This is a genomic window from Leifsonia sp. NCR5 (assembly GCF_002105485.1).
In the GTDB taxonomy this organism is placed as follows: domain Bacteria; phylum Actinomycetota; class Actinomycetes; order Actinomycetales; family Microbacteriaceae; genus Leifsonia.
On the sequence record NZ_NCSR01000001.1, the window covers coordinates 344,257 to 359,215 of the forward strand.

At 69.9% G+C, this 14,959-nt stretch carries 14 protein-coding genes; 9 read left to right on the forward strand and 5 right to left on the reverse strand.

Annotated elements, in window-relative coordinates; all coding sequences use genetic code 11:
- From B7438_RS01765 to B7438_RS01785, 5 genes are all read right to left on the reverse strand, one after another.
- Nucleotides 1–2,571, reverse strand: coding sequence for a bifunctional lysylphosphatidylglycerol flippase/synthetase MprF (locus B7438_RS01765; protein WP_085367602.1), 2,571 nt, complete (start codon nucleotides 2,569–2,571; stop codon nucleotides 1–3).
- Nucleotides 2,572–2,590: 19 nt separating this feature from the next.
- On the reverse strand, nucleotides 2,591–3,877 hold the full coding sequence (locus B7438_RS01770) for an esterase family protein (RefSeq protein ID WP_085367603.1): 1,287 nt from the start codon (nucleotides 3,875–3,877) through the stop codon (nucleotides 2,591–2,593).
- Nucleotides 3,878–3,968: 91 nt separating this feature from the next.
- Entirely contained in the window at nucleotides 3,969–5,357 is a 1,389-nt protein-coding gene (locus B7438_RS01775; protein WP_085367604.1) for a glycine--tRNA ligase, read from the reverse strand.
- Between the two features lie 96 nt (nucleotides 5,358–5,453).
- Nucleotides 5,454–6,062, reverse strand: coding sequence for a GNAT family N-acetyltransferase (locus tag B7438_RS01780; protein ID WP_247597239.1), 609 nt, complete (start codon nucleotides 6,060–6,062; stop codon nucleotides 5,454–5,456).
- Between the two features lie 21 nt (nucleotides 6,063–6,083).
- Nucleotides 6,084–7,385, reverse strand: a complete 1,302-nt coding sequence (locus tag B7438_RS01785) for a glutamyl-tRNA reductase (RefSeq protein WP_085367605.1) — start codon at nucleotides 7,383–7,385, stop codon at nucleotides 6,084–6,086.
- A 50-nt stretch (nucleotides 7,386–7,435) separates the two neighbouring features.
- Here B7438_RS01785 and hemE point away from each other — a divergent pair, with 50 nt between their 5' ends.
- The 9 genes from hemE (at nucleotide 7,436) to B7438_RS01830 (ending at nucleotide 14,947) form a co-directional block, all read left to right on the forward strand.
- The gene (gene hemE / locus B7438_RS01790) at nucleotides 7,436–8,605 is read left to right on the forward strand and encodes a uroporphyrinogen decarboxylase (RefSeq protein WP_143465512.1); all 1,170 of its coding nucleotides are present in this window, start codon (nucleotides 7,436–7,438) and stop codon (nucleotides 8,603–8,605) included.
- Complete coding sequence (locus B7438_RS01795; RefSeq protein ID WP_085367607.1) at nucleotides 8,602–10,182, forward strand: NAD(P)/FAD-dependent oxidoreductase; 1,581 nt, start codon at nucleotides 8,602–8,604, stop codon at nucleotides 10,180–10,182. The genes hemE and B7438_RS01795 overlap by 4 nt, the downstream gene beginning before the upstream one ends.
- Before the next feature lie 15 nt (nucleotides 10,183–10,197).
- On the forward strand, nucleotides 10,198–10,524 hold the full coding sequence (locus B7438_RS01800) for a hypothetical protein (protein WP_085367608.1): 327 nt from the start codon (nucleotides 10,198–10,200) through the stop codon (nucleotides 10,522–10,524).
- A gap of 25 nt (nucleotides 10,525–10,549) precedes the next feature.
- Complete coding sequence (locus B7438_RS01805; protein WP_168688349.1) at nucleotides 10,550–10,960, forward strand: phage holin family protein; 411 nt, start codon at nucleotides 10,550–10,552, stop codon at nucleotides 10,958–10,960.
- On the forward strand, nucleotides 10,950–11,165 hold the full coding sequence (locus tag B7438_RS01810) for a DUF3618 domain-containing protein (RefSeq protein WP_085367610.1): 216 nt from the start codon (nucleotides 10,950–10,952) through the stop codon (nucleotides 11,163–11,165). Before B7438_RS01805 ends, B7438_RS01810 begins: the two co-directional genes overlap by 11 nt.
- A 71-nt stretch (nucleotides 11,166–11,236) precedes the next feature.
- Nucleotides 11,237–11,992 (forward strand): hydrogen peroxide-dependent heme synthase, encoded by a 756-nt coding sequence (gene hemQ, locus B7438_RS01815; RefSeq protein ID WP_085367611.1) that lies wholly within the window; start codon nucleotides 11,237–11,239, stop codon nucleotides 11,990–11,992.
- The gene (locus B7438_RS01820) at nucleotides 11,989–13,170 is read left to right on the forward strand and encodes a ferrochelatase (protein WP_085367612.1); all 1,182 of its coding nucleotides are present in this window, start codon (nucleotides 11,989–11,991) and stop codon (nucleotides 13,168–13,170) included. Before hemQ ends, B7438_RS01820 begins: the two co-directional genes overlap by 4 nt.
- Complete coding sequence (gene hemC, locus B7438_RS01825; protein WP_085367673.1) at nucleotides 13,167–14,168, forward strand: hydroxymethylbilane synthase; 1,002 nt, start codon at nucleotides 13,167–13,169, stop codon at nucleotides 14,166–14,168. The genes B7438_RS01820 and hemC overlap by 4 nt, the downstream gene beginning before the upstream one ends.
- Nucleotides 14,165–14,947 (forward strand): uroporphyrinogen-III synthase, encoded by a 783-nt coding sequence (locus tag B7438_RS01830; RefSeq protein ID WP_085367613.1) that lies wholly within the window; start codon nucleotides 14,165–14,167, stop codon nucleotides 14,945–14,947. The genes hemC and B7438_RS01830 overlap by 4 nt, the downstream gene beginning before the upstream one ends.
- The last annotated feature ends 12 nt before the right edge of the window (nucleotides 14,948–14,959 follow it).

Genomic DNA, 14,959 nt, shown 5'->3' on the forward strand with positions numbered 1-14,959 from the left:
TCACTTCATCAGCGTCCTGGCGAGCGCCAGGTATTCGCGGGCGTGCGCATCCGGGAGGTACGCCTTGCCGATCGCGCTCCCGATCGCCGGCAGAGCCACCGGGTCCGGATACGCCATGTAGATCGTCTCGTAGGTCGGGTTGAACTTGCTCTTGAACTTGAACAGCGACGCGAACCCGTATGCCGGTTCGAGTGTGCGGCCGAGGAAGCCGAGCAGCCGGTCCATCGTGGTCGGGTCCGCCGGAGCCTCTCCGTCGACGACGGGCTTGGTCGCGAGGGGAGCACCGGACAGGCTCAGCACCTCGATGCCCTCTCCCTGCATCCTGAGCGCCGCCGACGCGATGATGAACTCCATGATGCCCGGGATGGATGCGTCCCCGCGCCGCATGAAGTCGATCGTGTACCCGACCACCCGGCCGTCCCGGTAGCTGGGCAGCCAGCTGGTGATGGCCTGCAGCCCGCCGTCCGGATCGAGCGCGAGGTAGAGCGCGACGTCCGGGTCTTTCAGCTCCTCGAGCGCTCCGAGGGTGAAGCCCATCTCCGGGAGTTCCTTCTCGGAGACCCACTGCTCGCTCATCGCAGTGATCTGGGTGGCGAGGATGGGCGGAAGCTCATCCCACGTGGTCCACAGGGTGGTGATGTTCTCTTTGATACCGCGGTTGTGCGCCTGCCGCACCTTCTGCCACGGCTTGCCGGCCATATCGAAGGTCTGCGGGTGCATCAGCGTCTCCTCGCCGACCGACATGTACTGCCAGCCCAGCGCGTCGAACACCGGCAGGTACTCGCCGTGCACGCTGTAGAACACCGGCACCCAGCTGTTGGCGTCGCAGAACGAGACGAACTCGGCGATGGTGCGCTCTGCGCGCTCCGGGGCGCAGACGGGGTCGGAGAGGGTGATCGCGATACCGTTGATGACCCGGTACGCGACGGCCGCCTCCCTGTCCTCGCTGAACCAGTAGACGTTGCCCGGCCAGGTGCCCATGAAGCCGAGCGTTCCTCCGCCTCCGCGCTTGAGCAGCTCGCGGAAGCGCACCTCGTCTCCGACCGTGCGCCCGGTCGCCGTCGCCCGGTACAGCTGCAGCGTCGCGAGCACGAACACCGCCCAGAACACCGGCCCCACCCACTGGTACAGGATGCTGACGAACGCCGAGGTCGGAACGATCACGGTGCCGGTGATCGACTCGAACCCGGCGGGGACGAACCGGCGCAGCGCCGACGCGAACACTTCCCCGATGGTCGCGTCCGGAACGAACTCGGTGAGCGACGCCAGGCCGGCGATCAGGTACGAGATCGCGAGGATCACGAACGCGCTGACGATGATGATCGCGAACCGCACGATGGCGGCTCGCGGCGCCCGGATCTGGAACTGTCGGCGGGTGACGATCAGCAGGATGATCGACGCGACAGGCACGATGAAGGCCGCGGCCACCCAGAACAGCAGCTCGATGGCCGGTGCGAGATCTTCGATGTCGTTGGCGTCGATGCTGAGGTTTCCGGCGGGCAGGGCGGTGAACGGCAGAACGATCATGGCCGCGTTGACCACGAAGCCGAGGATCAGCGCGAACCGCCGTCCGCGCCGCAGCCCGATGGCGGTGACGATCAGCAGCACCAGGGGCAGCAGGCTGAGCAGGAGAGGGCCGATCCCGTCGACCGAGACGAGCGCGAGGTCGAGGCGGCAGTTGGCCGTGAAATCCTTGTCGCACTGGGCGAGGACGGTCTGCGCATCCACCTGCTTGTGCTCGAACAGGGCGCTCACGAACGAGAGCGGCCCGAACCCGCCGGGCGGCAGCAGCGCCACCAGAGGGCCGATGGCGGTGATCGCGACGAGGGCGGCGATCAGGTTGCGCGTCTCAGCGTGGGAGCTGCGCCGGATGCGCTTGACCGTGCCCGGCCGCAGCAGCGTTCCGAGGCCCAGGCCGAGCAGGGCAGCGATCAGGCGGAAGACGTTGTTCTGGTCGCCGTTGTAGAGCACGAACATCAGCACGACCGCGAACGTCAGCAACCGGATGCGTCTCCGCCACAGTGCCGAGGCGAACGCGCTCGCCGTGATGAGCGCACCGATGATGCCGACGGTCGGGTCGAGCGTGAAGTCGAACTCGGTGGTCGTCGCCCAGATCTCGCCGAACGAGGCGGCCGACCACTGCAGCAGCACGCCGAGTGTGATCCCGACCACGCCGGTGGCGAGGAAGGCGATGCTCGCCCTCAGCGTCCCGATGAGTCGCTCGGCCGTCGCCAGGAGGGTGAGCGCGAGCACGACGACGATCACCAGCTGCGCCGGATCCTCCGGCACGAACAGCGCCGTCAGCGGCGTCCACCAGTATCCGGAGTCGATGGTCGGGCCGACGCCTGCCGCCCACAGCATCGTCTGGTCTCCGCCGGTGGCCGGACTCCACATCGTGCCGGTGACGATCGAGGTGACGATGACGATCAGGGTGAGCGCGATGCTCGCCGGGGCCACCCCGGCGTAGCGGATGACCGCCTGCCAGAACGGCGCGGGCGGTCTGCGGCCCTTCCTGCTGCGCGCATCCGGCGCATCCGGGGCTGCCGTGGTCTGTGTGTCGGTGGTGCTCATGGTCTCCTCCGTCACGATCTCACTGTCGGCTCAATCCGAGAAGCGGGTAGAGGATCTCGAAGTCCTTGGTCAGGCCGCCGTCGAGCGCGTCGACCACGTGGCCGGCGGCCGGGACGACGTAGTAGGTCGTGCGCATCCCGGCGGCCTCGGCGGCCTGCGCGTTCCGTTCCACGCCGGGGATGAAGGTCGGGTCGTTGCCGCCGACCGTGAACACCGCCGTCAGGTTCGCGTATCGTCCGGGGTTCGCCGCGAGGATCGAGGTCGGCTTGGCCGCGTCGAACGCCGCGGTGCTCCCGCCGAACACCTGGTCGATGGTCTGCCGCTGGATCTCGACGCCGGGGTACTCGTCGCCCGAGACCACCAGCAGGTTGCCGTACTGGTCCGGATGCTCGGCCGCGTACTTAAACGCGCACGCCCCTCCGTTGGAGTACCCGCCGATGGTCCACGCCGCCGGCGAGTGGAGCACGTTGAGATGCGTCCGGATCCAGGCCGGGACGTCCTTCGTGATGTACGTCTCCGCCGCGCCGAACGTGTTCGAGTCCTCGCACGCCGGGTCGCCCTTCGTGCCGATCTGGTCGGCGACGACCGCGATCGGAGCGAGCCCCTGGTGCTCGGCGGCGTACGTGTCGAGCACGCCGCCGATGTACTCCGGGTCCGGGTTGCCCGGGTAGCCCATCATGAAGATCACCACGGGTAGCCGTGGCGGGTTCTTCACCAGGGCGGCGGGCGGCAGGTAGATGCCAGCCGGCCTGGCGTCGAAGCCGCTGGACGGGATCACCTGACTGCCCTGCTGACCGGTCTTGGGCATGTCCGCCGGCGGCTTCCACGTCTCGTACAGCGGCTGCGTGGGGTCGGGCGCCGACGTGTTCACCGGCTGGTCGATGTCGATCTTCCCGGCCGTGCTGATCCCGAACAGCGAGCCGAGCGTCGGGTCGAGGCCGTAGTACGCGTTCACGCCGAGGGTTCCGGTGATGGCGAAGATCACGATCCCGATCAGCGCGAGCACCTTGCGCCACCAGTGCGACGCCCACAGGTTCACCAGCGCCAGCCCGAGAGCGGCGAAGGTGCCCATCAGCCAGAAGGCCACCTGCCGGGGCAGCGGGGTCCCGAACACGTCGAGCGCGTTGACGAGGAAGAACAGGGCGACCGCGACCACCGCGCCCCCGAGCATCCCGAGCAGTGCGGTGACGATCCAGCGCGGCGTCGGCCTCCGGATGAGGAGGTACAGCACGAAGGCGGCGCTCGCCACCAGAAAGGTCGCGTAGACCGGTCCGTCGATGATGCGGATGCCCCAGAGGACGTCCATCGCCCCTCTCCCGATCTCCTCGCGGTTCGTGGCACCACCCTAGTGGTGCCACGAACGGCTCGGCTATCGGTGGGCGCCGGGCGTGGCGCGCCTAGATCTCTTTGAGGCGCTTCGCCAGGTATTCGTCGAGCTGGTCGATCGGGATGCGCTCCTGCTGCATCGTGTCGCGGTCGCGGACCGTGACGGCGTTGTCTTCGAGCGAGTCGAAGTCGACCGTGACGCAGAGCGGCGTGCCGATCTCGTCCTGGCGACGGTAGCGGCGGCCGATCGCCCCGGAGTCGTCGAAGTCGACGTTGCGGCGCTTGCGCAGGTGGTCGGCGAGCGACCGGGCCAGCGGTGAGAGCGCCTCGTTGCGGGAGAGCGGGAGCACGGCGACCTTCACCGGCGCGAGGCGCGGGTCGAGGTGCAGGACCGTGCGCTTGTCGGTCTTGCCCTTGGCGTTCGGCACCTCCTCCTCGTCGTACGCGTCGACCAGGAACGCCATCAGCGCGCGGGTGAGACCGAACGACGGCTCGATCACATACGGGACGTAGCGCTCGTTCTTGTTCTGGTCGAAGTAGCTCAGGTCTTTGCCCGAGTTCTCGATGTGCGTCTTGAGGTCGTAGTCGGTGCGGTTGGCGACACCCATCAGCTCGCCCCACTCGTTGCCGGTGAAGTTGAACTTGTACTCGATGTCGACGGTGCGCTTCGAGTAGTGCGCCAGCTTGTCTTTGGGGTGCTCGAACCAGCGGATGTTCTCCGGAGTCATGCCGAGCTCGATGAACCAGTTCCAGCAGAGGTCCATCCAGGTCTGCTGCCACTCCTCGTCCGTGCCGGGCTCGACGAAGAACTCGATCTCCATCTGCTCGAACTCGCGGGTGCGGAAGATGAAGTTCCCCGGCGTGATCTCGTTGCGGAACGCCTTGCCAATCTGGCCGATGCCGAACGGCGGCTTCTTGCGCGCCGTCTGCAGCACGGCGGCGAAGTCGGTGAAGATGCCCTGCGCCGTCTCCGGGCGGAGGTAGTGCACGCCGGACTCGTCGTCGACGACGCCGAGGTAGGTCTTCATCAGACCGGAGAACTGGCGGATCTCCGTCCACTGGCCCACCTTGTCCGGGTGGTCGGGGTCCGGGATGTCTGCGAGGCCGTTCTCCGGCGGGTGGCCGTGCTTCGCCTCGTACGCCTCGAACAGGTGGTCCGCGCGGTAGCGCTTGTGGGTGATGAGCGACTCGGTGAGGGGGTCGCTGAACACCTTGACGTGTCCGGACGCCTCCCACACGGCGGTCGGCAGGATGATCGCGGAGTCGAGGCCGACCATGTCGCCGCGGCCGCGCACGAACGCGTTCCACCACTCGCGCTTGATGTTCTCTTTGAGCTCGACGCCGAGGGGGCCGTAGTCCCAGGCGGAGCGCGTTCCGCCGTAGATGTCGCCGGAGGGGAACACGAAGCCGCGGTGCTGCGCCAGCGTGATTACCGAATCGAGTCGTGACTGTTCAGCCAATGGTGCTCCCTGTGTCCTGCGAGTTGTGGGGTGTTCCGGGACGCGGCCCGCCCGACAATCCTATCGACCATGCCCGGGATGCACGGGGCGCGGTGGTCAGCGGGCGCGGTACTCCGAGTCCAGCAGCCCGTAGATCGCGGTGTCTCCCCACTCGCCCTTGAAGATCTCGTTCTGGCGCAGGAGTGCCTCCTGGCGCATCCCGAGTCGTTCGCAGAGCCGCGCGGACGCCTCGTTGCGGGGGTCGAGCTGGGCGAAGACGCGGTGGGCGCCGAGCGTGCCGAAGCAGATGTCGAGCACGCGCTCCGCCGCCTCCGTCGCGTAACCGCGGCCGTGCACGGCCGGATGGAACACCCAGCCGATCTCGACCTGTCCGTGCTCCTTGCTCTTGAGGAAGATGCTCATGTCGCCGACCACCCGGCCGTGCCCGCCCTCCGGGTCGGGGAGCTCGACGGCGTAGACCAGGCCGTCGCCATCTTCCGAGAGCTGGTTCATCGCGAGCCGCTTCTTCAGGTGCTTGGCCGACTCCTCGTGGTCGTGCACCTCCCAGTAGAGGTAGCGGACGACGTCTTTGCGCTTCTGGTACTCGTGCACGTCGTCGAGGTCGCCGGTGTTGAGCGGGCGCAGCAGCAGCCGTTCGGTGCGCAGCTCCTCTGCGGAGTACGGCAGCCCTGTCGCGCCGTGGGGGTCGTCAGCCGCTTCGCTCACGGTTCCTCCTCGTGGTTGTGGTCAGGATGCGGCGCTCTCGTCGCCGACCGCGCGCAGGCGGCGCTCGGCGACATCGCCGATGTCGAGTCCGTAGAGCGCGTTCGCGGCGTCGACGAACGACTGCGCCTGGCCGTCGCGGGCCAGTTCGCGAGCGCGGACGGACGGGGTGTGCAGGAGGACACCGGCCAGGTGCCGCAGTGCGGCCTCGGTCTGCTCGCTGGAGTCCCCTCGTCCGCGGGCCCGCTCGATCTCCGCATCCAGGATGTCGAAGATGTGGCCGCGCAGAGCGACGAGGGCGGGCGTCACGGCCTGCTCGGCGGACTGGGCGGCGAACTCGGCGGCGGCTGCCCCGACGATGCTGCGCGCATCCTCCGCGGCGTTCAGCTCTTCGAGCGGTGCGTGCCTGCTGATGGTCTCCAGGTCGAGCAGTTCGGCGCCGTGCAGCTCCGCGACGGCGGCGTCGACGTTGCGGGGGAGACCGAGGTCGATGATGAGGCGGCGCTCGACGGACTCCGGACGCAGCAGCGCCTGGGCGAGCTGCGGCTTGGTGAGGATGGGGTCCGTCGCGATGCTGCAGGTGACGACGAGGTCGCTGGTGGCGAGCGCATCCATCAGGTAGCCGGGCTCCACCGGCTCGATGGCGTGCGACACGGCGAACTTGGCCGCGCGACCCGACGGCGAGAACACGCGCACGTCCGTCACGCCGCGGTCGCGCAGGGCGGCGAGGCTGGCTCCTGCGTATGCGCCGGTGCCGACCAGCAGCACGCGGGTCGCCGACCAGTCGGTCACGCGGCTCTCCGCGAGGTCGAGGGCCAGGCGCACCATCGAACGGCCTGCCGTGGTGATCCCGGTGCGGTTCTTCACGCCCCTGGAGGTGCGGGATGCGCCCTGGAACAGTCGTTCGAGCTCGCTGGTGACCGTGCCGGATGCGCGGGCGGCCTCGAGCGAACGCCGCACCTGCCCGGCGATCTCGCCCTCGCCGACCACGACGGATTCGAGCCCGGAGGAGACGGCGAACAGGTGCTCGGCGACGCCGTGGTCGCAGATCACGGTGCTCGACGCGCGCAGTTCGTCCGCGTCGATCCCGGATGCGGCGCTCACGGCCTCGATGACCGTCTCCGCGGACACGGCGCGGGCGGCGGGCAGCGGCTCGTCGATGTCGAGGTACGCCTCGAAGCGGTTGCAGGTGGCTAGGACGACCGACCCGCTGATGACCTCGCTGTGCTCCGCGAGTGCGGCGGTCACGGCCGGAGCGTTTCGCTCGAGCCGTTCCAGGAGGTCGAAGTTCGCAGTGCGATGACTCGACGAGAAGCACAGAAGCACGCCAGAGAGCCTACGCTCGCCCGGGCAGAACCTCGAATCGGAAGCCGCTCATGCCGCGCGCTCAGGTTCGATTCCCTGCACTTTGGCAGAATCAGGGGGTGAACACCCTCGACCCTACCCATCCACTCGCCGCCGGACGCACCGCATCCAGTCGCCTCGTCCGCGCATACCAAGGGGAACGGCAGGCGGTGACACCCGTCTGGTTCATGCGCCAGGCAGGTCGATCGCTCCCCGAGTACCGCGAGCTGCGGGTCGGCACCCGGATGCTCGACGCCTGCCTCGACCCTGCGCTCGCCAGCGAGATCACGCTGCAGCCCGTTCGTCGTCACGGCGTCGACGCCGGCATCTTCTTCAGCGACATCGTCATCCCGCTGCGCCTCGCCGGCGTGGATGTGGACATCGTGCCCGGCAAGGGACCCGTGCTCGGCAGCCCGGTCCGCACGGCGGAGGACGTGGACAGGCTCACCGCCGTCGACCCCGCCTCCCTCGACGCCGAGGTGTTCGCCCCGATCGCCGAGGCCGTGCGCATCACCATCGCCGAGCTGGGGGACACCCCGCTGATCGGCTTCGCGGGAGCCCCGTTCACGCTCGCCGCCTACCTGGTCGAGGGCGGCCCGTCGAAGGACCACATCCGGGCCCGCACGCTGATGCACGCCGATCCGGCAGCGTGGGCGAAGCTCATGGCCTGGACGGCGGACATCACCGGCGCCTTCCTCCGCGCGCAGGTGCTCGCCGGTGCGAGCGCCGCGCAGCTGTTCGACTCGTGGGCAGGCTCGCTGTCGCTGCAGGACTACACGGAGCACGTCGCCCCCGCGTCCACCAGGGCGCTGTCGCACGTGCGCGACCTGACGTACGACGTGCCTGCCGCCGACGGGGCGGAGGGCGCGCAGACCCGCAACGTCCCGATCGTCCACTTCGGTGTCGGCACGGGCGAGCTGCTGAAGGCGATGCACGAGGTCGGGGCCGACGTGGTCGGCGTCGACTACCGCATCCCGCTGGACGAGGCGAGCCGTCGTCTGGGCCACGTCGTCCCCATCCAGGGCAACATCGACCCCGCCGTGCTCGACGCACCGTGGGACGTGCTCGAAGCCCACGTCGTTGACGTGCTGGAGCGGGGAGTGGATGCGCCGTCGCACGTCCTCAACCTCGGCCACGGCGTGCCGCCGGAGACCGACCCCGCCGTGCTCACCCGCCTGGTCGAGTTCGTCCACAGCCGATGAACGCCGCGCAGGGCGACGACCTGGGCGACGACCTCCGCAGCGTCGTCGAGGCTCCACCGACCCGCATCGTGGTGATCGGCGGCGGCATGGCCGGCCTGGTCGCTGCGCGGGACTGCGCGCGGCCGGGCTTCTCCGTCACCCTGCTGGAGGCGTCTGACGCGTTCGGCGGCTCCGTCGCCGCTCTCGACGTCGGCGGCATCACGGTCGACGCGGGCGCGGAGAGCTTCGCCACCCGCGGAGGACACGTCGCCGCGCTGATCGAGGAGCTCGGCCTGTCCGACGATGTCGTCCAGCCCAACCCGGCCGGCGCGTGGGTGCGCTACGGGTCGCGCACCGTGCCGCTGCCCAAGGCCGGGCTGCTCGGCATCCCCAGTTCGCCTCTCGCCAGCGACGTCGTCGCCGCGATCGGCTGGGGCGGCGCGCTCCGCGCATACCTCGACCGGCTGATGCCGGTGCTCACCATCGGCAAGGAGAAGCGCCTCGGCACGCTCGTGCGCAAGCGCATGGGCGCGAAGGTGCTCGACCGCCTCGTCGCCCCGGTGGCGACCGGCGTGTACTCGGCCCAGCCGGACGACCTCGACGTGGATGTGGTCGCTCCCGGACTCAACAACGCCCTCACCCGGCTCGGCTCCCTCTCCGGAGCGGTCGGTGAGCTGCGCGCGAACGCGAAGGCGGGCAGCGCCGTCGGCGGCATCGACGGCGGGATGTGGCGCCTTCCCGCCGCGCTGGCCTCCGCCATCGCGGAGCACGGCGGCGTGCTGCGGACAGGAGCGCAGGTGGTCTCCGTCGAGCCGTGGGTGGCCCCGGACTCGGAGGACGCGGAGACGGACGAGACGACCCCGCGGGGCGCAGACCCGGCCCAGACCGACGCTGCCGCCGAAGCAGCCGACGCCCTCCCCGCTCGCTGGACCGTCCGCCTCGCCGACGGCGAGGAGCTGCCGGCCGACGCGGTGATCCTCGCGACCCCGGCCCCCGCGGCCCTCGCCATGCTGGCGACGGCGTCGCCGGAGCTCGCGCGGCTCTCCGAGCTCGACTGGCCGCCGGCGTCCAGCGTCGAACTGGTGACGCTCGTCCTCACCGACGAACGCCTCTCCTCCGCCCCGCGCGGCACGGGAGTCCTCGTGTCCGACGCCGAGCGCTCCGACGTGTCCGCGAAGGCCATGACGCACTCGACGGCGAAGTGGGCCTGGCTCGCCGAAGCGGTCGGCGCAGGACGGCACGTCGTGCGCCTCTCCTACGGGCGGGCGGGTAAGTCGTCGGAGACCGCCGGACTCGACGACGCTGCGCTGCGTGCGCTCGCCGTGTCCGACGCATCCACTCTGCTGGACATTCCGCTCACGGAATCCGAGGTCGCCGCCTTCGCCCGCACCCGCTGGACGAACGCGCTCCCGTACGCAGCCCTCGGCGAGGGTGCGCGCATCGCAGCGGTCCGCGAGGCCGCGGACGCGGTCGAGGGGCTGGAGGTCACCGGCTCGTGGCTGACCGGCACCGGGCTCGCCTCCGTGGTCCCGGATGCGCGCCATTCGGCCGAGCGCGCCAGGGGGCTACGCTGGAAGGCACTGACCGAGAACCTTTGACGAACGGGGTGCGCAATGCGCGGAAAGCTTCTCTTCATCGCGGGCGCTGGCGTGGGCTACGTCCTCGGCACGCGTGCCGGACGTAAGCGCTACGAGCAGATCAAGGCGGCCGCCGCCAAGGTCTGGGAGTCCGACGGCATCCAGAAGCAGGTGCACGCGGTCGAGGATTTCGTGGCAGCGAAGGCCGGTGAGGTTCCCGGCGCGGTGATCGACAGCGCGAAGAAGCTCATCGTGCAGGCCAACCAGCGCCGCCAGGAGTCGAAGGCGCCCGTTCCCGCACCGGCCGCGGAGGCCGCACTGAAGGCGGCGGACGGCTCAGCACCGGATGCCGATCGGGTTTGAGCGAAGCAGGAGTACGGTGACCGATATGACTGACGACGAACGCGCACGCTCGCGATCGCTGTTCGCGCTGATCGCCGACCTCCCGCGGCTGCTCATCGAGCTGCTGAAGGCCGAACTCGCCCATCTGAAGGCGGAGTTCGCCGAGAAGGCGAAATATGCCGGTGTCGGCATAGGCCTGATGGTCGTGGCCGCCGGGTTCGGCTTCTTCGCACTCGGCACCCTCGTGGCCGCCGCCGTCCTGGGCCTGGCCGTCGTGCTGCCCGGCTGGCTGGCCGCGCTGATCGTGTTCGTGGCGCTGCTGCTGCTGGCGGGCATCCTGGTGCTGATCGGGGTGCAGTCGTTCAAGAAGATGAACGGTGTCGCTCCGAGCCAGACGATCGACAGCATCAAGGAGGACACCGAGGCGTTCAAGGGGATGGGCAAGTATGACAACTGACACCAGCGACGTGCAGCGGGCCCGCAACGAACTCGCGGCCACCCTCGACGCGATCGAATACAAGCTCAACGTCCCCAAGCGCACGGCAGAGCGCATCGAGCGGCTGCGCACGGACAACCCCCTCGCGCTGGTCGGCATCGCCGTGGCCGCCGCAGCGGCGGTCGCAGGGGTGGTCTGGCTGATCGTCCGCTCCGTCACCAAGTGACGGGACGGGACGCATCCGGCTCTCACAGGGCTGTTTTGGCTCTCACAGGTTTGGGAGGGAGACTGTGAGGTATGACTAACCCGGCTGCCGCACCGGCAGATTCGAGCACCCCCAACGAAACACCGGCAACACACGAAGACGCTGACGCCGTCACCCCCAGCGGCTACACGCTCTGGGCCGTCCTGCGTCGCGACCCGTCCCGCCCGGACGACCTCGATGGCACAGACGTGCCCCGGGCGGTCCGAGAGCTCGAGGGCGTGATCGCCGACCTCGAACTGCAGAACGTGACGACCCGCGGTCTCTACGACGTCTCCGGCCTCCGCGCCGACGCCGACGTCATGATCTGGATCCACGGCCCGGAGGCGCACACCCTGCAGTGGGCGCTCCGCCAGCTGCGCCGCACGCAGCTCCTCAAAGCCCTCCTCCCCACCTGGAACGCCATGGGCGTGCACCGGGATGCGGAGTTCAACAAGTCGCACGTCCCCGGCTTCCTCCGCGGCAAGGAGCCGAAGGAGTGGCTGACGGTCTACCCGTTCGTGCGCAGCTACGAGTGGTACCTGCTGCCCGACGAGGAGCGCGGCCGGATGCTCTCCGAGCACGGACGCAAGGGTGCGGCGTTCCGCTCCGTCCTCGCCAACACCGTGGCGTCGTTCGCCCTCGGAGACTACGAGTGGATCCTGCCGCTCGAGTCCGACGAGCTGACCGACCTCGTCGACCTCATGCGCGACCTGCGCCAGACGGATGCGCGCCTGCACGTCCGCGAAGAGGTCCCGTTCTTCACCGGCCGCCGCGTGCAGCCCGCCGAGCTCGTGGAGGTGCTCCAGTGACCGACGTCGACACCACCGCCCGCGTCCTCGGTGCGACGCCGGCAGCGGCCTCCGGCCCCGAGCACGTGACCGAGCCCGTCGCCTACGACGCGATCCTGCTCGCCGGCTTCGGCGGCCCGGAGGGACAGGACGACGTCATCCCGTTCCTCCGCAATGTCACGCGCGGCCGCGGCATCCCGGAGGAGCGGCTCGAAGAGGTCGCCCACCACTACCGCCACTTCGGCGGCGTGAGCCCGATCAACGACCAGAGCCGCGAACTCAAGGCGGCGCTGGAAGCCGAGCTGGCATCCCGCGGCATCGACCTGCCCGTGCTGTGGGGCAACCGCAACTGGGACCCGTACCTCAAGGACGCCCTCACCGAGGCGAACGAGCGCGGGCTGACGAAGATCATCGCCATCGCCACCAGCGCGTACTCGTCGTATTCGAGCTGCCGCCAGTACCGCGAGGACTTCGCGATGGCTCTCGAGGAGACCGGCCTCGAAGGCGTCATCGAGATCGACAAGGTGCGCCAGTTCTTCGACCACCCCGGTTTCGTCGAGCCGTTCATCGAGGGCGTGCGCAACGGCCTGGCCGAGATCGAGCAGAAGGTGCCGGGCATCGACCCGGCCACCGAGGTGGAGATCCTGTTCTCGACCCACTCCATCCCCTCGGTGGATGCGGCCAAGTCCGGCCCTGCCTCCCGCGGCTTCGGCGAGGGCGGCGCGTACGCGGCGCAGCACCTGGCTGTGGCGGAGGTCGTCGCCCAGGCGGCGACCGACGGCGTGGTGAAGTGGCAGCTGGTCTACCAGTCGCGCTCCGGCCCTCCGTCGATGCCGTGGCTGGAGCCGGACATCAACGACGCCATCGCCGAACTCCCGGCCAAGGGCATCCGTGCGGTCATCATCGTGCCCCTCGGGTTCGTCAGCGACCACATGGAGGTCCTCTGGGACCTCGACAACGAGGCGATGGAGTCCAGCGAGGAGAACGGCCTCGTCGCCGTCCGCGTCCCGACCCCCGGCACCCACCACAAGTACGTCTCCGGTCTCGTCGACCTGGTGCTCGAACGCCGGGACGGCGTGCCCGTCGACCAGCGTCCGGCCATGACCTCGATCGGTCCCTGGTACGACGTCTGCCGCCCAGGGTGCTGCGAGAACGCCAGGCTCGGCTTCAAGCCGGCCGCCGCGGGGCTCGCGCCGTGACCGGCACGGTGAGCCGCGCATCCGGAGCTGTCGAGCGGCGTGACGGCGTGCTCCGCGTCGGCACCCGCGGCAGCGCGCTCGCCGTGGCGCAGACCACGGTCGTCGCGAACGCCATCGCCAAGGCGACCGGCCGCGACGTGGAGCTGATCACCGTGACCACCCACGGCGACACCTCCAGGGACTCGCTCTCGGAGCTGGGCGGCACCGGCGTGTTCGCCAGTGCCCTCCGGGATGCGCTGCTCGCCGACGAGTGCGACCTCATCGTCCACTCGCTCAAAGACCTCCCGACCTCGCCCGTCGCCGGCCTCGTCATCGGCGCTGTGCCCAAGCGGGCAGACGCGCGCGACACCCTGTGCGCCCGCGACGGCCTCACGCTCGAGACGCTTCCCGACGGCGCCCGTGTCGGCACGGGTTCGCCGCGCCGCGTCGCCCAGTTGAAGGCCAGGCGCCCGGACCTCGACGTCGTGGACATCCGCGGCAACGTCGACACCCGGCTGGGCCGCGTCGCCGACGGCGACCTCGACGCCGTCGTGCTCGCCGCCGCCGGTCTCGCCAGGCTCGGCCGCTCCGAGGCCGTCACCGACTTCTTCGCACTGTCGACCGTTCCGACGGCGCCCGGACAGGGCGCTCTCGCCATCGAGGTCCGCGCGGGAGACGAGAAGGCCCAGGGCCCGATCGCCAAGGCGCTCTCGGCCGTCGACCACGTCACGACGCGCGCCTGCGTGACCGCGGAGCGACACGTCCTCGCCGGACTCGAGGCAGGATGCGCCGCACCGATCGGCGCGACCGCTATCGTGGACGACGGATTGCTCTTCCTCACCGCCACGGTCTACCGGCCGGACGGCTCGGAGCAGCTGACCGCATCCCATGCCGCCACCCCGGAATCGATGAGCGCACGCCACCTCGACGAGGCGGCACGCGACGTCGGCCAACGGGTGGTGGACGAACTGCTCGGCGCGGGGGCCGCCGACCTTGCACCGCTCGGGAGCACGCGATGACCACCCCTTCCGCTTCACCCAAACCGCTCGCCGGCTGGCGCGTCCTCGTGCCGCGCGGCGGGCCGTGGGGTGACTCGGTGGCCGCTGATCTGCGGTCCAAGGGTGCGTCCCCGATCGTCGCGGCCATGATCAACTTCGCGCCGACCGCCGATGCGCCCGCGCTCGAAGCGGCGCTCGCCCGGCTGGCGGCGGGCGAGTTCGACTGGATGACGGTCACCAGCGCCACGACGGTGGATGTGCTCAGCGCGCAGCGCGCCGTCGTCCCGCCGTCGACCAGGGTCGCCGCCGTCGGAGAGACCACGGCGGCCGCTCTCGCCGCCGCCGGCTACAAGGTCGACCTCGTCCCCTCCGAGGACAACTCGGCCCGCGGTCTGCTCGAGGAGTGGGAGGCCGCCACCGCCGGCATCGTTCCGCTCCGCGTGCTGACGCTGCGCTCTGAGATCGCGAAGCCGCTCCTCACCGAGGGCCTGAAGCGCATCGGCCACGACGTCGAATCCGTGGTCGCCTACCGAACCATCGGCGTCCCGGTGCCGGAGAACGTGGTGCGGGATGTGGCCGACGGGCTCGTGCAGGCCATCCTCGTCACCTCCGGATCGGTCGCCGAGCAGGTGCAGCAGCAGCTCGGCCCCATCCCCGAATCGACCCTGGTGGCCGCGATCGGCCCGCAGACCGCCCGCGACGCCCGCGCCTTCGGCCTCCGCGTCGACGTGATCGCCGCCGAGCGCACCGCCACCTCCCTCATCGAGTCCCTCGTCGACGCCGCCCACGCCTCCGAATAACTTCTGCGCCCT

What these genes read in the sequence shown, in the direction of transcription:
- B7438_RS01765 (WP_085367602.1), bottom strand. Translation starts at nt 2,571, where the DNA reads ATGAGCACCACCGACACACAGACCACGGCAGCCCCGGATGCGCCGGAT.
- B7438_RS01770 (WP_085367603.1), bottom strand. Translation starts at nt 3,877, where the DNA reads ATGGACGTCCTCTGGGGCATCCGCATCATCGACGGACCGGTCTACGCG.
- hemE (WP_143465512.1), top strand. Translation starts at nt 7,436, where the DNA reads ATGCCGCGCGCTCAGGTTCGATTCCCTGCACTTTGGCAGAATCAGGGG.
- B7438_RS01795 (WP_085367607.1), top strand. Translation starts at nt 8,602, where the DNA reads ATGAACGCCGCGCAGGGCGACGACCTGGGCGACGACCTCCGCAGCGTC.
- B7438_RS01800 (WP_085367608.1), top strand. Translation starts at nt 10,198, where the DNA reads ATGCGCGGAAAGCTTCTCTTCATCGCGGGCGCTGGCGTGGGCTACGTC.
- B7438_RS01805 (WP_168688349.1), top strand. Translation starts at nt 10,550, where the DNA reads ATGACTGACGACGAACGCGCACGCTCGCGATCGCTGTTCGCGCTGATC.
- B7438_RS01810 (WP_085367610.1), top strand. Translation starts at nt 10,950, where the DNA reads ATGACAACTGACACCAGCGACGTGCAGCGGGCCCGCAACGAACTCGCG.
- hemQ (WP_085367611.1), top strand. Translation starts at nt 11,237, where the DNA reads ATGACTAACCCGGCTGCCGCACCGGCAGATTCGAGCACCCCCAACGAA.
- B7438_RS01830 (WP_085367613.1), top strand. Translation starts at nt 14,165, where the DNA reads ATGACCACCCCTTCCGCTTCACCCAAACCGCTCGCCGGCTGGCGCGTC.